This window comes from Paenibacillus sp. B46(2026) (assembly GCF_056786355.1).
On sequence record NZ_CM165907.1, the window covers coordinates 1,503,705 to 1,519,452 of the forward strand.

The window sequence follows — 15,748 nt, forward strand, 5'->3', positions numbered from 1 at the left end:
CGGAGGCATGAACATGAAACTCAAACTGGGGATCAAAATTTCGTTGGCAGTTCTCATCCTTATGGGAGCCATTGTACTTGGTTACGCGGTCTATCTGTACCTTCATGTGAAATCAGCTGCAGACAACATCTATGAGCCCCGTGAACCCATCAAACAGGTATCTATTGCCGACAACAGGGGAGGAGGCAGGTTTCCCATTGACATGGAAAATCAGGAACCTTTCAACGCCCTGATTTTGGGTGTGGATGAGCGAGCCAATGATCGTGGACGATCTGACACCATGATCGTGCTTAGTGTGAATCCGGCTCAAAAATCAGTACTCATGTTCAATATCCCCCGCGATACGCGCACGAGCATCGTGGGGCATGGAACAGAGGATAAAATCAACCATGCCTATGCCTTTGGTGGTGTGAACATGTCTGTGCAAACGGTTGAACAATTCCTCGGCGTACCCATAGACTATTATTTGAAGGTGGATATGGAAGGATTCGCTAAGATTATCGATTTGGTTGGTGGGGTAGATGTCCACAATCCTTTTGCTTTTGAATATGAGGGTCATCGATTTGAGAAGGGAACCCTTCACTTGGATGGTGCGAGTGCATTGGGGTTTTCACGTATGCGTCACGATGATCCCAAGGGGGATCTTGGGCGAAATGATCGGCAGCGTGAAATTATCAAACAGGTATTGAAAAACACCGTTCAGATATCGACTGTATTTCAGTTGGAGTCGTTGCTCGGAGAAGTGAGCGAACATGTCAAAACAGACGTTTCTTTTGATGAGATGAAGCAAATGCTCACTAATTATCGTAACGTGCTGGAGCATGTGGAATCGGTTGAAATTAAAGGCACAGGTAAGAAAATCGACGGAGTATACTACTATATGGTGGAACAGTCTGAGAAAAATCGGATACATCAGCTGATCAAAGAACACTCCGGTTAAATGGATAAGGGGTGAACCACATGCGTATGTTCAGACTGCCCAAATTGGTATTGATCGTCATTTTAATGTATACACTTATGATTCCGACATCCAGTAATGTTGTTCAGTCTGCTGAAAGTTATCAATGGGATCAGATACCCATTGGCGGTGGAGGTTACGTTACAGCGGTTGTTGTTCACCCAACGGAACCTGATTTGGTCTATGCTCGTACGGATATTGGCGGTGTCTATCGGCTCGATCCCATAAATAACAGGTGGATTCCTTTATTGGATCATATTGAGCCGGACGAAAGTAATCTATACGGCATTGATGGGATTGCACTGGATCATCAGAATCCGGATATCATCTATGTTGCTGCCGGAAAGTATGCGAATGGGAGTCCCAGTGACATTTTGAAGTCGACAGATCGGGGCGCCACATGGAACCGAACGGGATTAAATCTTCGTAATGTTTCGAATGGAAATATTCATAGGGCCATGGGGGAGAGTATCGCCGTCAACCCATCAAACTCGAATTATCTGCATGTAGGTACAAGATACGATGGATTATACACATCCAGTAATGGCGGAGATACATGGAGCCAAGTACGTGAAGTTCCCTATGGTCTCTCAGGGCAGGGGATTCGGAGTGTTGTATATGGAGTTAACCCGGCAGCTAAGCATGAGCAAGTGGTGTATGCCGGGGTAAGAGGCATTGGAATCTTTGCCAAAATGAAACGTAGCAATGGCCAGATGACGTGGGAATTGATTAGAAACAGCCCGGAGAGTACAGCGCGGATGACGGTTTCCAAAAGCGGGATTTTGTATGTGACAACAGATAACCGTGGAATCCTGAAATATAATGGTAAGCAATGGACTAATATTACCCCGAGTGCATCATATTCATCTTATTATGGTATTAGTATTGATCCCTCCAATGATAATCACATTCTGGCTGCTGTTCGAACGGGTGGCAGTAACTTACCCTTATATCGCTCCACCAATAGTGGTCAAACCTGGACCAACGTGAATAAAACGTTGAACGACAGACCCCCATGGTGGTCATCTAACATGTTTTTTTCGGCGACATCAAGTGTTGTGTTTGATCCCCATCATCCCGGAAGAGTATATGCCTCCGATTGGTCAGGGGTATTTAAGACAGATAACATCACACAGCCAATGACGCAATGGGATGCGATTACAGATGGACATGAGGAAGTCGTTGCCCTTTCAGCTGCGACACCACCTCAAGGAGCCGCATTTTTTAGTGGTGTGGCTGATCAGGTAGGATTCAGGCATTCGGATATATTCAATACACCTATCCAAAAGCTCCCACTTGCAGGAATGCAGGAAGTGGTTAGCATCGATTATCACGAGGCAGACCCCAATCAGATCATTTATTTGGGGAGCAACGATTGGTATGGAACCATCACCAAGCTATTTGTGTCAACTGATAATGGACTGACAACTACCTCTGTGAATGTTCCAGCGGGTTCTCAATTGGGGCGTATAGCTTATTCGGCTTCCAATCCGGATTTAATTATTTATTTTCCGCAGAAAGGAAATGCAGTGAGGAGCACCAATAAGGGTGTAACCTGGCAAAGTATGAATGGACTTCCATCAAACAATACTGGAGGAGAGTCCATATTTACGTATAATCAGACACTGGCAGCTGATCGAACAAATGGGAATAAGTTTTATGCGTATTACGCTGGACATTTGTATCGAACAATTAACGGTGGAGCTAACTGGATTAAGGCGAACATAATTGCATTGCCGCAAAGTGAGAAAATCAAGGTGGAGGCTGCGCCAGGAATGGAAAACGTAGTTTGGGTGAGTCTTGGGGGAGCAGGCTTGTATGCTTCTAATAGTTCCGGTGCTGCGTTCACCAAAATACAAAATGTACAATCGTCCGAATTATTTGCTTTTGGAAAAGGGAAATCTGGCGGAGTTAATCCTGCTGTCTTTATCTACGGCACGGTCAACCAGGTCAAAGGATTTTTCCGTTCTGACAATATGGGACTCACCTGGGAGAATATCACACCTGCAACGGGGATCGGTATCGGAAATGAGCCCCAAGTCATGGAAGCCGACCGCCAAACGTACGGAAAGGTCTATGTAGGTACGAATGGCCGTGGATTATTTACAGGCTCTTTTGTTCAATAATCTGTACTTGGCACTATAAGAAGTATAGAAAGAGATATGAAAGTGGTGATTACAATCCTAATAGAGGAGGGCTCCCGGCGTAGGCGACATAATCATAAGCGAAAAAGATACGGATACCTGATCTCCGTGCTTCTGATTATATCGTGGATTTTGTTCATCTGGTCCATGTCCGCACAATCCTATCAGCAACAAACGATTCAGCCTTGGCTTCATCAATGGTCTGAGCAAATTCAATGGGTATTAAGCTTGCCTGATATCCAGTTCACTTATGGTGAGCATTATTATTCACTGAACGCACGCCCCTATGACTTTGCCGAGTTCATATTTCGTAAAAGTGCGCATGTATTTGTTTATGCTGTGCTAGCTGTGCTTGTCTATTGTGGCATGCGTTATCGAAGAAGCGGTATGAAAACCTGTATAGGAATTGCACTGGCTACTGTGGTTGTGATCGCATCAATTGATGAATATATCCAGCAATTCAGCCCCAATCGGACAGCTTCCATTCGAGATGTGGGAGTTGATCTGATTGGTGGTCTCTGTGGTGTTATGTTATGGATAGCGGGCGTAGCGATCTATCGGAAATTAAGGTCATTTAGACGCTCGCATCGCTAAAGAACGTGATTTCCCAGGAAATTAGATGTATCGTTCAACTTCTACTTGTCTGCCATCCATCATAAGTATGGAGTAGGACAAGGAGGACTGGACATGCTGCGAAGAAGGAACCGGAATGTTTTGCTCAAAAAGATCGGATTCATAGCGATCATTTTGATATTGCTATGGTTGATTGGCAGAACCATTCCGTATTTATTTCGGGCAGATACACCGGATGAAGCTGCTGCTGTTGCCGAAGAGTTTTACAAATATGAGCAGTCGGGTGATTTCGGCAGTTCGTGGGAATTGTTTCATCCCCTGATGAAAGAGCGGTTTCCCAAGAGTGCTTACGTTCAGAACAGAGCACATATATTTATGCAGCATTTTGGCGTGGAAACCTTTGAACTGGAGATGGAAGAGCCGGAGCGTGAGTTCGATGTAACCGTGATCGATGGTGTTAAGCCGTTTTCTGAAGCCTACAGAATCCGGGTTACTCAGACGTACTCAGGCACCTTTGGGCAATTCGATATTGTGCAGACCTGTTATCTGGTAGAGGATGGCGATGAGTGGACCTTACTCTGGTATTATCCAAATCAGAAAAATGAGGATACCTCGCAAGTCGACAATAGTGACTGATCAGGAATCGTGGGCATCGTTGTGAAAGAGACTGGAACTCCGTCATAATGATATTCACCCATACGTTGCACCGAATTGTATCATTTACCTAACATAGAGCTTCATAAATGCGAGACTTTTGTCGCATTTATGAAGCTTTTTTTGTGTTTTTATTGTTTTTTGGCGGGTAAAGCCTTGACATTAGTCCCGGTGTCAAGTAAATTACGAGGTAGATACAAAATGTATCAATTTCCAGCGTCTAACGACAAATAACAGGGACTTCTAAGCTCCTTGTGAGGGGAAGGAATATCATTGATCGAAACGGGCCGCTTTTACTGTGTCAGTTGTGGGATGATTGTGTCGGTCACTAGAAGCTCTGTCGAAATGAAGGAAGAGGGCAATGGAGGCAATCACGTATTTCGCACCGGATTCTACCGGAGTGAAATGCCGCTTGGATGCTGTGAAGCGTGTGTAGTTGAAGCGAAACGTCAGGGGAAATCCCAGTTTGCGGGACAATATACTAAAGATTATGATACACTATGTTCATATGAGAAACGGGCATGAAGTATATGCTCGTCCATGAAGGAGGGGATTGAATGCAGCAGGAGCCGGTCGTCCGGATTCAGGGCGTCAGCAAAATCATATCCTCCCGATCATTGGTCAGCGACCTGACTCTGGATATTTCTCCGGGGCAGGTTTTTGGTTTTTTAGGACCTAATGGTGCGGGGAAAACAACAACAATTCGCATGATGGTTGGACTGATGTCCATCAGTAAAGGTGACATTTTCATCTCAGGACACAGTGTGAAGAATGAATTTGAGAAGGCGGTAGCCCAGGTAGGAGCTATTGTAGAAAATCCGGAAATGTACAAGTTTCTGACCGGGTACCAGAATCTCGTTCACTTTGCCCGCATGTCGCCGGGAGTTACGAAAGAACGGATTGCGGAAACGATTGAGCGTGTGGGGCTTACGGCCCGGATTCACGATAAGGTCAAAACCTACTCACTGGGCATGCGCCAGCGTCTGGGTGTCGCGCAAGCGATATTACATAAACCGAAGTTGCTTGTACTGGATGAGCCGACCAATGGTCTGGACCCCCAGGGCATACGGGAACTGAGAGATTATTTGCGTCAGCTTACCCAAGATGAAGGTATTACGGTCTTTGTATCCAGTCATCTGTTGTCGGAGATGGAACTGATGTGTGATACGGTGGCCATCATCCAGAACGGCAAGTTGATTGATGTAAGAAACCTTCGGGCTGAAGCCGGTTCGGATGCATTAATCGAAGTTGCTTTTGAGCTGAATGATGCAGACCGCGCTGCGGATCTAATTCAGGGTGCTACCGTACAGGGCAATGTCCTGGTGGTACGGTTGTCTCGTGAGCAGGTTCCGGATATCAATGCCAAGCTGGTTAGCGAAGGGTTTCAGGTATACGGTATTCGTAACGTGACGCACACCCTGGAAGAACAATTCTTGCAAGTAACTGGGGGTGGAGGCATTGGGTAGTTTCGGTAATCTGGTATTGAATGAACATATGAAAATTTTCCGTCGTCCCCGTACCTGGATCATGTTATCGATTCTGGCGTTGATCTCGCTGTTAATGCCAGTGTTGCTGCGAGAAGGGATGGGATCCAATGAAGTCTTGTACTGGGAAGCGGCTGTGACGACCATTCAGATTACGTTTTTCCTGAACACGATCTTCTGTGTCGTGATTGCAGCGGAATCGGTCGCAGGTGAATTCACCTGGGGAACCATTAAGCTATTGTTGATCCGTCCATGGTCACGCAGCAAAGTTCTCGCTTCCAAATATCTGACTGTAGTTGGCTTTAGCATTTTGAGTACATTGCTGGTCATCGTGATGGCCATGCTAACGTCTTATATCCTTTTCTCGCATGATGCTCCGGGAGGCAGCAGTAGTCCGGCTACGAATGCTCTGACGTTATGGGGATATTTGTACGTTGATCTGTTCATTACGCTTGCGATTGCCTTCATGGTATCCTCCGTATTTCGTTCAGGCGCCCTTGCGATTGGATTATCCCTGTTCATTATGTTCTCACAAAATATCTTCTCACTCATATTTAATCCGGACCGTTATGAGTGGGCCAAGTATGTTCTATTCAACAATATGGATCTTAGCAAATACATGACCTCCGGAGCGGATTTTGCGCTATTTGGCGGTCCGAGTGCAGGAATGACGCTTGGTTTCTCCATTGCAGTCCTGGCCGTGTATTATGTTATTTTCATGGTAATTTCCTGGGTCGTATTCAGCAAAAGAGATGTGGCAGGCTAACGCCTGCTTCTTTTTTTTGCTCCAATGCTGTTTTGGGAAGAAAAAAGTGTATATTCAGCATCGCCTGTGGCATGACTGTCATTAACGGGTACATAGTAAATGACCAGATATACATATCACCGCCGCAGTCACTTTGGCAGAGCCGCGCATGGAGGGATCGCGTTTCTTGATAAACAACAAGTTTTACCGCATATGCACAGCGATTATTCTGCTGCTGCTCATCGTGTATCTGGGGGATAAAGTGAATTTTATTTTCAGACCCCTGACCTCACTGATTCACATCATCATCATTCCGCTGCTGATTGCTGGTTTTTTCTATTATCTGTTGCGTCCGCTCGTTGATTATATGGAAAGGCATAAGATCAAGCGTGCACTGTCAGTTCTGATTATTTATGTCGTGATTGCATTAATGCTTGCAGGTTTCAGTGTGCTGGTATGGCCTTCCCTGCGTGAACAACTGATGAATTTTGTGGAGAATGCTCCAGCGTTGGTTGCTTCGCTCAGCGATCAATTGGCTGGACTAGAGAATAATCGTTTCGTCTCCAAGTATCTGCCAGAGGACTCCGATCTGTTCGCGCGATTATCGGATTATCTGAGCCAAGGAATCACTCAGGTCACCGATTATGTCTCCGGGTTATTCTCGGTGGTATCCAATCTGGTTATTATCCTGGCAACGTTCCCGATCATGCTCTATTACATGCTCAAGGAGGGAAGCAAGTTTGGGACGAATCTAACCTTGTTATTGCCGAGGAATTATCGCAAGGATGGAGAAGAAACCGTCCATGAGATCGATGAAGCACTAAGCAATTATATCGTCGGCCGGGTTATCGTTAATGTAGCCCTGGGGATTCTGATGTACATCGGTTTTCTCATCTTAGGTTTGCCTTATGCATTGCTGCTGACCGTCGTATCCATTATTCTGAACTTTATTCCTTATGTGGGGGCTTTGCTGGCAGCGATCCCGGTTGTCATTGTTGCGTTTATCGAATCACCTTCGATGGCGATCTGGTCACTGGTCATTATCGTGATTGCACAGCAAATTCAGGATAACCTGATCTCACCTTACGTCTATGGCAAGCAGCTCGATATTCATCCACTGACTACCGTTATCTTGCTCCTCGTAGGTGCCGATCTTGGGAATATCTTGGGCATGATTATTGTCATTCCGTTATATATGATTCTGAAAATTATAGTTCGCAGAATCCATTATCGGATTGTCGAAGATAAGACTGAGCTCTGAATGGAATTTGAAATACAACTCTGTCATGTGTCTCCACTAATGTTTGCTCTTGATTCACATAGATAAGCTCATCAGGATAAGCCGCATATCAGTGGTGAAGGGTCAGGTAACTGCCCTCGCGATTGAGATGCGGCTTTATTTTTTTATTTTCATACTTATTGCTCCCTCATGTTATACCTGTTATACTTGATATATAACAGATAACAAAAAAAGAAGGTGAACTCTTGATTATTCAACTGGATATGCAGTCCGAACTCCCCATCTATTCGCAGCTTGTTTATCAAATTATCGAAGGCATTGCCAGCGGTGAGTTACAGCTAGGTGAGGCGCTACCTTCGGTTCGGAATTTGGCAGCAGATATTGGCGTTAACCTTCATACGGTCAACAAGGCTTATACACTACTCAAACAAGATGGATACATTCTAGTTCATAGACAAAAGGGAGTCGTAGTAAACCCTGATGGAATGCCTGGTTTAACGGATGATTTTTTGAAAAAGCAGCAAAGCGAATTAAGACCGATTATTGCCGAAGCGATATGTCGCGGAATGACCAAAGAGGAACTATCTGCGGTTTTAGACCAAATCTATGATGATGTAAAGATGGGTCACAACAAAGAATAAGCGAATCAAGGGAGTGTGTTATGTATGCAACTATTTAGTATATTACCTGTCATCTTAATCTTTGCTCCATTAGCCTTACTTCTATCCTTTGCACCATATATGACAAGGGAAACAATTAGCTTTGGGGTTACGGTAAGTGAATATAATTACTACACACCCATCTTACGTAAGCTAAGGAGTACGTTTGCTACAGTAAGTCTGATCGGAAACGGGATGATTATACTTGTCTGTCTGTATTTACTCCGATCTGCTAATGAAGATTCTACCGCAATGATTACCGGTGTTAGCACAATGATATTTATTATGTACTGGGCAGCACTACACATATTATTCCATTTCAAGATGAAAAAGATAAAAGGAACACTTACAACTGTAGAAGCACCTCAAAGAGTTAAAATCGATACCACCTTCCGCCAAAATAAACTCACCTATTCCAACTATTGGTTTCTCATTCACATTGCTATTATTGTAGCCATTGCGATCATTTCGATCCTGAATTATAAGGCACTACCTAACGTCATTCCAATAAAATATGATCTTCAGGGCAATGTCACTTCCAGTGTGCCTAAAACCTACCTCTCGGTACTGGCTATTAATCTTGTACAGCTAGGAATCATTGCACTTATGATGTTGGTTAACTGGAGTATTAAAACAAGCAAACAACAGCTTACTACGTCTAATCCGGGCCAATTTGCTGCTGAAAATATTCAATTCCGCCGTAAATGGTCCCTATTTACGCTTGTAACAGGTTTACTTCTTACCATTTTATTTGCCTTCATTCAGATTAATATGTTCGTCCCTAATCTGGTTTTGTTAACAGCTATTAGCTTCATCACTCCTGCGGTGATCGTGTTAGGTGTTGTATGGCTGTCTCTCACAGGCAGACAAGGCGGTGGGAAAATTCGTAATCAACAAGAGGATCGCGAACGATCTAAGGAGCAGCCTGTGAATGACGATAAGCATTGGAAGCTTGGTTTTATTTACTTCAATGCCAATGATCCTTCTTTTACCGTAGAAAAGCGTTACGGAATAGGCTGGACGATTAACTTCGCTCGTCCACTATCTTGGGTCCTGTTGTTATTCATCATTGCTATTGTTGTTATAAGTATAGTCCTGAGCCAATAAATGCTCATAGATCTATGCATATAATAGATAAAATGATTAGGAGGAGTTATTACAATGAACAATTGGAAAAAGCTATTACTTTCTCTTACTTTCGTAGGTCTCATCCTTCCGGTGACATCCATCTCAGAAGCTGCTGAAAAACCCGCTGGTAGTGAAAATCTTGTTCCTATTCGTGAGATTGCAGAAAAGAATGGGGCAGAGGTATCTTGGCAACAAAAAACAGGACAAATCACAATACGAAAAAATGAGCTTACTATTGTAGTTAAGGTAGGAGAGAAACAGGCGATTGTGAATGGGCAAGCCATATCCTTAGACAATCCTGTTCAGTTAACGAAAGGAGTTACCTTTATGGATGGGGGATTACTTACAGAGACGCTGTCGGCAGCACCTGAGGATATATTTATTTCACTTATAAGTGAGGGCAATGGCAAGGAGGCTGCCAAGTATGTTCATACCTCTGTGAGTGGAGTGTTGTCACCTACGTTGTTGAGTCAGCTGTGGGGAGCTTTAGAAGGACAAAATGGCAAAATTACAAGTGAAGCCATAGCTAAGCATGTAGAAAATAATACAGTACATCGCAATGTTACCTATACGTTCAAAACAGAGCTGACTCGTTTAAATATTACGGTCAGAATGAATCATAACGGACTTGTGGATGATTTGCATATTGCCGCCGCTACTCCAGATGTGTATCAAAAACCAAGTTACGACGACTCATCTGCCTATACAGAACAAGACATTACGGTTGGTCAGGGTGATTTAGCTTTACCAGGGACATTAACTTTGCCCAAGGGAGAGGGACCTTTCCCGGTTGTCATTCTGGTACACGGATCCGGGGCTAGCAATCAAGATGCTGCCATTGGTGGTGCGAAGCCATTTCGCGATCTTGCGGTAGGTTTAGCTTCACAAGGCGTTGCTGTATTAAGATACGATAAGGTCACGTATGAGCATACCTATAAAGTCGCTTCACAGCCTGAATTCACATTAAAACAAGAGAGCGTAGATCAGGTAACCGATGCAGTAGAATTACTTAAAAAGAATACACATATTGATTCTACAGCGATTTTTGTAGCTGGACATAGTCAAGGCGGGTTTGCATTACCGTTAATCATTGCTGAGGATAATCAACATGATATTGCAGGAAGTATTCTACTTGCTGCACCAAGTAGTAGCTTTGTGGATGTGCTTACCGAGCAGCAGGACGAATTGGTAGATCGGATGAAGCAGCTTGGTTTAGACACGGATGTCATTCAAGGACAAGCTGATTTTTATAAAAATGTGGCTGCGATGGTCAAAGATCCAAAATATTCTGTAGATCATCTTCCTGAGGCATTTCCACTTCAACCTGCCTATTGGTGGTTTGAGCAGAGAGATTATGTGCCTGCGGAACTGGCTAAAACACAAAATACACCTATGCTTGTTATACAAGGAGAAAACGATGTGCAAGTGTCTATGAATCAATTCCAAACCTGGAAATCGGCTCTTCAAGGTCATTCCAATGTAACGTACAGTAGCTATCCAAAGGTAAATCATCTTTTATCCAGCTATGATGGGCTTTCGATCGGTCAAGAGTACGCTGAGCCATCTAATGTCTCCAAAGCCATTATCGATGATATTGCGAAGTGGGTATTAAAATAACATGGGGAAGTGACACATGGGGCGAGATATAAAAAGAGGAGCACTTACCAATATAGGCAAGTGCTCCTCTTCTTATTTATAAATTTGCTTTATTTAGACCAATTGGACTCTTTCTCGTCTTCATCGGTGTAATCAGACATGGTCAGTGGTTCCTTGGGAACAACGGCCACTTTGTAGAACCGATTCTTGTCTTTTTCCAGCAAAACGAAAGTCAGATTCTCGAACTCATATTCTTCCTGTTCGTTCATCTCAGGACGATGGCTATAGAGCCATCCGCCAATGGTATCCCACTCATCTGCATCGAGGCTGGACATGAACATGTCGTTCACCTTCGATAAGGAAACCTTTCCATCCATAATGACATAGTTCTCATTGATGACCTGGATATCCTCCACTTCGTCTGCGTCGAACTCGTCGCGGATCTCACCAACAATCTGCTCAAGTACATCCTCGATGGTTACAATTCCGGAAGTTCCTCCATATTCGTCAACCAGCACGGCGATGTGTACGCCATCCTTCTGCATTTTCTTGAGCAAGTCCTTTACAGGAGTTGTTTCGTGAACAGCCGATACAGGCTGAATCAGGGAAGACAGATCGACAGGTTCATCATTTCCGTAAAGTTCCAGAAAGAATTGCTTCGTATTAATGATTCCGATAATATCGTCTTTACTCTCATTAACTACTGGAAAACGGGTATATTGCTCTTCACGAATAATCTCCAGGTTTTCCTCGTTCGTTCTATTCACATAAAGGCAGACCATATCGGTCCGGGGTACCATAATTTCTTTGGCTAACATCTCATCAAAGGCAAAGATCCGGCTTACATAACCGAACTCGGCTTGGTTGATTTTACCACTTTCAAAGCTTTCATTAATAATGATCTGCAACTCTTCTTCGGAGTGTGCATCTTCATGCTCGGAAGCAGGTTTGATTCCGAACAGTTTCACCAGTTGGTTCGCTGAGCCGTTTAACAGCCAGATAAAAGGATACATAATTCGGTTAAACCAGATGATAGGTGTAGACGTCAGCAGTGCAACAGTCTCGGCTTTCCGGATTGCAATCGTTTTTGGGGCGAGTTCACCAACTACAACATGCAGATACGTGATGGAAGCAAACGCGATAACAAATGATAAGAATGAAGAAACCGCATCAGGTACATGCATGCTTTCGAACACAGGGTGGAGAATCTTCTCTACCGTCGGTTCACCCAGCCAGCCCAGTCCCAGAGATGTGATCGTGATTCCAAGCTGGCAGGCAGACAAATATCCGTCCAGATTGGCGACGGCTTGTTTAACAGCCAGCGCACGCTTGTTTCCTTCTGCAATCATTTGGTCGATCCGGCTCGGTCGAACCCGCACCAGAGCGAATTCCACTGCAACAAAAAACGCCGAAAGTCCTATCAAAATCGCAACCAATACTAAATTTAACGCATACCTCTCACTTTCCATTCACTGCTCTTCTCCTTTAGGTAATAAGTTTTTAACGAGTATTATATCTAATTTTACGTAAGAAGACCACCTCCCGACAAAGAAAAGAGGAAGAGTCTGGAAGCGAAAGGGAGCAGATTGCTGTTACCATGCGGTTCTGTTCCATCATTAATTTGATATGTAGAAGGGAACACAGTCAGAATATACAACCAAGGAGCAGAAATTACGATTACCAGAATCAAGTATTCCGCGTGCTTATGTAAAGTTTTATCTAAGTAAACGTTACGAACAGGGCTTACATTGGGTATCTATGATTAGCTGTAGGCTTAATCGTCAAAGCTGTGTAAGTGAGGAAAACGAAGAGATTGTCACCAAGGGGGAAGCCGAATGTTTTGGCTGGTCATTATATTAGTCGTATTTATATTTCAAGCAGCCACGATTCTTTTGCTGGAATTTCGTAATCCGGCTAAGGCTGTGGCCTGGCTGTTTATTTTGTTCTGCGTGCCGCTGATCGGTTTTGTGGTGTACTATTTTGTGGCGCAGGATTATAACAAACGGAAAAAACTTCGCAAGGGTGGATCACGTATCTTCCGGGAGATGAGGGAGACGATCTGGGAACAAGCGCACATCATTGGAGATGTTGAACAGATGTCAGGTAATCGTTACAACCATCAGCATCGATTGTTTAACCTGTTATCCCATCTGTCGGAGAGCCCCATCACGGGTTGCAATAACAGTACAGTGCTCACGAATGGGGAAGAAGCATTTACAGCGATGCTGAAGGAAATGGAAAAAGCAAAGCATCATCTGCATGTGGAATTTTACATCTTCCGTGATGATGTCATCAGCACGAAATTTCAGGACGTCATGATTCGCAAGGCACAGGAGGGCGTGAAGGTCCGGTTTATCTGCGACGGTCTTGGTAGCCACAAGATGAGCTGGAGCTTTATCCGCAAACTGCAGGATGCCGGCGTAGAATTTCATTATTTTCTGCCGCCACTGATTGCAACGATTGACCGAAGAGTCAACTACCGGAATCACCGCAAAATTGTTGTTGTGGATGGACAGGTTGGTTTCGTGGGTGGCATCAATGTAGGCGATGATTACCTTGGACAATATCCGGAGGTGGGTTTCTGGCGGGATACACATGTGCAGATCGAGGGAGATGCCGTATATTTCCTGCAAAGTACGTTCCTGAACGACTGGAAGTTGGCTTCCGGTGAGCGAGTTACCGAACCCCAGCTTGCGGAATTGTTTCCACCCCATATCTGTAGCGGGGAAGAACGAATTCAGATTCTGGCCAGTGGGCCGGATCAGGACTGGGATGCCATTCAGGAAATGTGTTTTGGCGCCATTTCAGTAGCCTGTGACCGGATTTACATTACCACACCTTATTTTATTCCTGATCCTGCCCTGTATGAGGCACTCAAAACTGCTGCTGTCAGTGGAGTTGATGTAAAAATTATCATTCCGTATCAATCTGATTCAAGGCTTGTTCATTTGGCATCTCTTTCATATGTAGAGGAGCTTCTGCGAGCAGGTGTTGAGTTCTTCCAATATCGTAAAGGTTTTGTACATGCCAAAGTGATGATTGTGGATGAGTTGCTTGCAACGGTAGGAACGGCCAATATGGACATGCGCAGTTTTTTCTGTAATTTTGAAATGACGGCTGTATTGTTCGAGAGTCCTCCGATTCATCGTTTGGTTGCCGACTTTGAACGTGATCTAGGGGAATGCAGCAAGATCGACCTCAAGGTTTTTCAGGGTCGTTCAAGGGGACAAAAAGGGGCAGAAATGCTTTCTCGGATGCTTTCTCCGCTTCTTTAGCCGATTTAGGGCAGATTTCTAAAGATAAGTTCACTTTTTGTGAATTTATCTTCTTTTTGCTAACTATTTTGTGCAAATTTGATCTTTTATGATATAATAGATATATAAATCATGTCTTGGCGAAGGAGGGAGTCTGCGGGAAAACAGGCTCCCTTTTGCTCTCTTTTGAAAGTGTAAACCGGAATTAAGACAATCTTGAATCCATTTCATATAGCCTTTAGGTGCTTGTGCTCGTACTGACAGGGTACGTATAGAATCAATCTTTTGTTCTCTATATGTAAGTTCCCCGTGGAGTATTTAAATGATTTATGAAATGGATTCACATACTGATCCAACGGGGGGGATACCATGTCCAATGTAACGGTTAAAGAACTGACATCCAAGCCTGACCGAGGCGTCAAGAGCTCGGTGTTTACATTAAAGTTGCTGCAACGTATTGTAATGATTCTGATCGGTGCTGCACTGATGGCTGTATCACTTGAAATATTCCTTGTGCCCAATGGCGTCATTGATGGGGGAATTACAGGGATTTCGATTATGGTGTCAGAGCTAACGCATCTGCCACTCGGAATGTTCCTGACCTTGCTTAACTTGCCATTCCTGATTCTGGGTTACAAGCAGATTGGCAAAACGTTTGCCCTATCAACCCTGCTCGGGATCGTGGTGATGTCCATTGGGACTGCGTTGTTGCACCGCGTGCCTGCATTGACACCGGGGGAACCATTGCTTGGAGCCGTGTTTGGGGGGCTGATTCTGGGTGTGGGTGTTGGACTTGTTATTCGGTCTGGCGGTTCACTGGACGGCACGGAGATTGTGGCCATCTTGCTTAGTGAGAAATCACCGTTGTCTGTAGGACAGATCGTATTGTTCATTAACGTATTTATTTTCGCGGGAGCAGGTTTCCTGTTCGGCTGGCCGAACGCCCTGTATTCCATGATTGCATATTATATTGCGATGAAGATGATTGATATTGTCAATGAAGGACTTGACCAGTCCAAATCGGTATGGATCATTAGTGAGAAGTATCGTGATATCGGTTCAGCCCTGACAGACCGTCTTGGTCGTGGTGTAACTTTCCTCGATGGAGAGGGCGGATTCAGCGGGGACGAGAAAAAGATCATTTTTGTCGTGATTACCCGTTTGGAAGAAGCGAAGCTGAAGACGATCGTTGAAGATTGGGATCCGCAAGCCTTTGTGGCGATCGGTAACATTCATGATGTGAAGGGCGGACGTTTCAAGAAAAAAGGTATCCATTAGCGATTCATATACACGCATGAATGATAATAGCCGAC

At 44.3% G+C, this 15,748-nt stretch carries 14 protein-coding genes; 13 read left to right on the plus strand and 1 reads right to left on the minus strand.

Features of this window, described 5'->3' with window-relative positions; genetic code table 11:
• Positions 1 to 13: 13 nt before the first annotated feature.
• From AC1S8V_RS06690 to AC1S8V_RS06740, 11 genes are all read left to right on the plus strand, one after another.
• On the plus strand, positions 14 to 940 hold the full coding sequence (locus tag AC1S8V_RS06690) for an LCP family glycopolymer transferase (RefSeq protein ID WP_482072967.1): 927 nt from the start codon (positions 14 to 16) through the stop codon (positions 938 to 940).
• Between the two features lie 20 nt (positions 941 to 960).
• Positions 961 to 3,084, plus strand: coding sequence for a hypothetical protein (locus AC1S8V_RS06695; protein ID WP_482072968.1), 2,124 nt, complete (start codon positions 961 to 963; stop codon positions 3,082 to 3,084).
• Between the two features lie 126 nt (positions 3,085 to 3,210).
• On the plus strand, positions 3,211 to 3,696 hold the full coding sequence (locus tag AC1S8V_RS06700) for a VanZ family protein (RefSeq protein WP_482072969.1): 486 nt from the start codon (positions 3,211 to 3,213) through the stop codon (positions 3,694 to 3,696).
• A 93-nt stretch (positions 3,697 to 3,789) separates the two neighbouring features.
• Positions 3,790 to 4,311: a hypothetical protein gene (locus tag AC1S8V_RS06705; RefSeq protein ID WP_482072970.1), complete on the plus strand. Its 522-nt coding sequence runs from the start codon at positions 3,790 to 3,792 to the stop codon at positions 4,309 to 4,311.
• Between the two features lie 363 nt (positions 4,312 to 4,674).
• Positions 4,675 to 4,854 carry a hypothetical protein gene (locus tag AC1S8V_RS06710; protein WP_036611302.1) on the plus strand — a complete coding sequence of 60 codons (180 nt, stop codon included), beginning with the start codon at positions 4,675 to 4,677 and terminating at the stop codon, positions 4,852 to 4,854.
• Between the two features lie 32 nt (positions 4,855 to 4,886).
• Positions 4,887 to 5,795: an ABC transporter ATP-binding protein gene (locus AC1S8V_RS06715; protein ID WP_482072971.1), complete on the plus strand. Its 909-nt coding sequence runs from the start codon at positions 4,887 to 4,889 to the stop codon at positions 5,793 to 5,795.
• Entirely contained in the window at positions 5,788 to 6,579 is a 792-nt protein-coding gene (locus AC1S8V_RS06720; protein ID WP_482072972.1) for an ABC transporter permease, read from the plus strand. The genes AC1S8V_RS06715 and AC1S8V_RS06720 overlap by 8 nt, the downstream gene beginning before the upstream one ends.
• A gap of 166 nt (positions 6,580 to 6,745) precedes the next feature.
• Positions 6,746 to 7,819: an AI-2E family transporter gene (locus tag AC1S8V_RS06725; protein ID WP_482072973.1), complete on the plus strand. Its 1,074-nt coding sequence runs from the start codon at positions 6,746 to 6,748 to the stop codon at positions 7,817 to 7,819.
• Positions 7,820 to 8,043: 224 nt separating this feature from the next.
• Entirely contained in the window at positions 8,044 to 8,439 is a 396-nt protein-coding gene (locus AC1S8V_RS06730) for a GntR family transcriptional regulator (RefSeq protein ID WP_482072974.1), read from the plus strand.
• Positions 8,440 to 8,463: 24 nt separating this feature from the next.
• Complete coding sequence (locus AC1S8V_RS06735; protein ID WP_482072975.1) at positions 8,464 to 9,564, plus strand: DUF1648 domain-containing protein; 1,101 nt, start codon at positions 8,464 to 8,466, stop codon at positions 9,562 to 9,564.
• A 54-nt stretch (positions 9,565 to 9,618) separates the two neighbouring features.
• A complete protein-coding gene (locus AC1S8V_RS06740) occupies positions 9,619 to 11,202 on the plus strand; it encodes an alpha/beta hydrolase family protein (protein WP_482072976.1) in 1,584 nt (527 codons plus the stop codon).
• Between the two features lie 89 nt (positions 11,203 to 11,291).
• On the opposite strand, the gene AC1S8V_RS06745 is transcribed toward AC1S8V_RS06740, so the two are convergent.
• Positions 11,292 to 12,650 (minus strand): hemolysin family protein, encoded by a 1,359-nt coding sequence (locus tag AC1S8V_RS06745; protein WP_482072977.1) that lies wholly within the window; start codon positions 12,648 to 12,650, stop codon positions 11,292 to 11,294.
• Positions 12,651 to 13,016: 366 nt separating this feature from the next.
• Between AC1S8V_RS06745 and cls the strand changes: the two genes are divergently transcribed.
• Entirely contained in the window at positions 13,017 to 14,456 is a 1,440-nt protein-coding gene (gene cls, locus AC1S8V_RS06750) for a cardiolipin synthase (RefSeq protein WP_482072978.1), read from the plus strand.
• Between the two features lie 348 nt (positions 14,457 to 14,804).
• On the plus strand, positions 14,805 to 15,713 hold the full coding sequence (locus tag AC1S8V_RS06755; RefSeq protein ID WP_482072979.1) for a YitT family protein: 909 nt from the start codon (positions 14,805 to 14,807) through the stop codon (positions 15,711 to 15,713).
• Positions 15,714 to 15,748 lie beyond the last annotated feature (35 nt).

What these genes read in the sequence shown, in the direction of transcription:
- AC1S8V_RS06715 (WP_482072971.1), top strand. Translation starts at nt 4,887, where the DNA reads ATGCAGCAGGAGCCGGTCGTCCGGATTCAGGGCGTCAGCAAAATCATA.
- AC1S8V_RS06745 (WP_482072977.1), bottom strand. Translation starts at nt 12,650, where the DNA reads ATGGAAAGTGAGAGGTATGCGTTAAATTTAGTATTGGTTGCGATTTTG.
- AC1S8V_RS06690 (WP_482072967.1), top strand. Translation starts at nt 14, where the DNA reads ATGAAACTCAAACTGGGGATCAAAATTTCGTTGGCAGTTCTCATCCTT.
- AC1S8V_RS06710 (WP_036611302.1), top strand. Translation starts at nt 4,675, where the DNA reads ATGAAGGAAGAGGGCAATGGAGGCAATCACGTATTTCGCACCGGATTC.
- AC1S8V_RS06735 (WP_482072975.1), top strand. Translation starts at nt 8,464, where the DNA reads ATGCAACTATTTAGTATATTACCTGTCATCTTAATCTTTGCTCCATTA.
- cls (WP_482072978.1), top strand. Translation starts at nt 13,017, where the DNA reads ATGTTTTGGCTGGTCATTATATTAGTCGTATTTATATTTCAAGCAGCC.
- AC1S8V_RS06695 (WP_482072968.1), top strand. Translation starts at nt 961, where the DNA reads ATGCGTATGTTCAGACTGCCCAAATTGGTATTGATCGTCATTTTAATG.
- AC1S8V_RS06755 (WP_482072979.1), top strand. Translation starts at nt 14,805, where the DNA reads ATGTCCAATGTAACGGTTAAAGAACTGACATCCAAGCCTGACCGAGGC.
- AC1S8V_RS06740 (WP_482072976.1), top strand. Translation starts at nt 9,619, where the DNA reads ATGAACAATTGGAAAAAGCTATTACTTTCTCTTACTTTCGTAGGTCTC.
- AC1S8V_RS06705 (WP_482072970.1), top strand. Translation starts at nt 3,790, where the DNA reads ATGCTGCGAAGAAGGAACCGGAATGTTTTGCTCAAAAAGATCGGATTC.